Raw genomic sequence first — 1,365 nt, forward strand, 5'->3', positions numbered from 1 at the left:
GCATGGACGTGGTCAATGCCATCAAGGGCGTGGCCACCACCCGCCGTGGCATGCATGCCGACGTGCCCGCCGAGGACGTCATCATCGAGCGCGCCTACGTCAAAGAAGACTGAGCGGGGGTATCATGCGCACTCTGCTGGTAGCCGACACGCACTTGAGCGGTGACACGCCCGAGATCAACCAGGGCTTCTACCGTTACCTGGAGCATACCGCCCAGGGAGCCGACGCGCTCTATATCCTGGGGGATCTGTTCGATGCCTGGATAGGCGATGACGTGCTCGACACGCCGCACCCCGTCGCTGCCGTTGCGCGTGAAGTGATCACTCGGCTGCGCGCGCTCAGCGATGCGGGCACGCGGGTCTACTTCCAGCACGGCAACCGCGACTTCCTGCTCGGCGAGCGCTTTCTCGCCGCCTGTGGCGCCGAGGCGCTGCCCGAGGTGCACGAGGTCGAGCTCGAGGGGCTGCCCGTGGTACTGCTGCACGGCGACAGCCTCTGCACCCGGGACGAGCCCTACATGGCGTTTCGCGCCCAGTCGCGAAGCCCCGAGTGGCAAGCGCAGATACTCGCCATGCCGCTGCAGGAGCGGGTGGCACTGGCCGGCAAGCTGCGCCTGGAATCGAGCAGCGCCAACGCCGACAAGGCGCAGGCGATCATGGACGTCACCGAGGCCGAGGTGATCGCCCTGATGCACCGGCTGGGCGTGAGCGTGATGATCCACGGCCACACCCATCGCCCGCAGGTGCATACGCTCAGCGTCGAGGACGTGCCCGCCCGGCGCTTCGTGCTGGGTGACTGGAGCACGAGCCACGGTTTCGACATCGTACTCGAGCGCCGTGACGGCCGAACGCCCGAGCCCGAGCTTCGCCGCTTCGAGTTGGCGTCACCACCTGGCGCACGCTAGCGCAGGCACTCAGATACGAAAAAGCCGATCCAAGGATCGGCTTTTTTGATGACGAACGCTCGTGTCCGAGTGGACGAGAACCTCAGCGCTCGATGTCGGCGTCGTCGCGCAGTGCCTTGACCAAGCCTTCGAGCGCCGCCTGGGCACGCATCTGCTCGGCGAACTGGACCATGAACTCGCCCAGCTGGTCGTCGTCGGCACTACCTTGCTCGACGCTGTCCAGCGCCACGACGCTTACCGTACCGGGCATGGCGATACTCGCGAAACGGCTTTCGCCCTCCTCCGGGCGCGGCAGGCGGAACACGCCATCGATCAGCGCAGCGGGCAGCGTGGCCGGGCCCTGGCGCGAGACGTCGCTGGCCTCGAGCCAGGTGACATCGACCTCGTCGCCGGCTTCGAGCGCCGCCACCAGCCGATCGGCCTCGTCCTGCAGCGCGCGCTGGCGCTGCGCGGCGGCGACG

General features: G+C 67.5%; 1 protein-coding gene and 2 pseudogenes. 2 read left to right on the forward strand and 1 reads right to left on the reverse strand.

Features of this window, described 5'->3' with window-relative positions; translation table 11 throughout:
• Nucleotides 1–113: pseudogene (locus BIS11_RS17660) on the forward strand (peptidylprolyl isomerase); the annotation flags it as partial.
• 11 nt (nt 114–124) lie between these two features.
• A complete protein-coding gene (locus tag BIS11_RS17665) occupies nt 125–904 on the forward strand; it encodes a UDP-2,3-diacylglucosamine diphosphatase (protein ID WP_253418249.1) in 780 nt (259 codons plus the stop codon).
• Between the two features lie 82 nt (nt 905–986).
• Here the strand turns inward: BIS11_RS17665 and BIS11_RS17670 are convergent.
• Nucleotides 987–1,365, reverse strand: a pseudogene (locus BIS11_RS17670) (peptidylprolyl isomerase); the annotation flags it as partial.

Source organism: Halomonas sp. 707D4, from assembly GCF_024158685.1.
Lineage (GTDB): Bacteria > Pseudomonadota > Gammaproteobacteria > Pseudomonadales > Halomonadaceae > Vreelandella.

What these genes read in the sequence shown, in the direction of transcription:
- BIS11_RS17665 (WP_253418249.1), top strand. Translation starts at nt 125, where the DNA reads ATGCGCACTCTGCTGGTAGCCGACACGCACTTGAGCGGTGACACGCCC.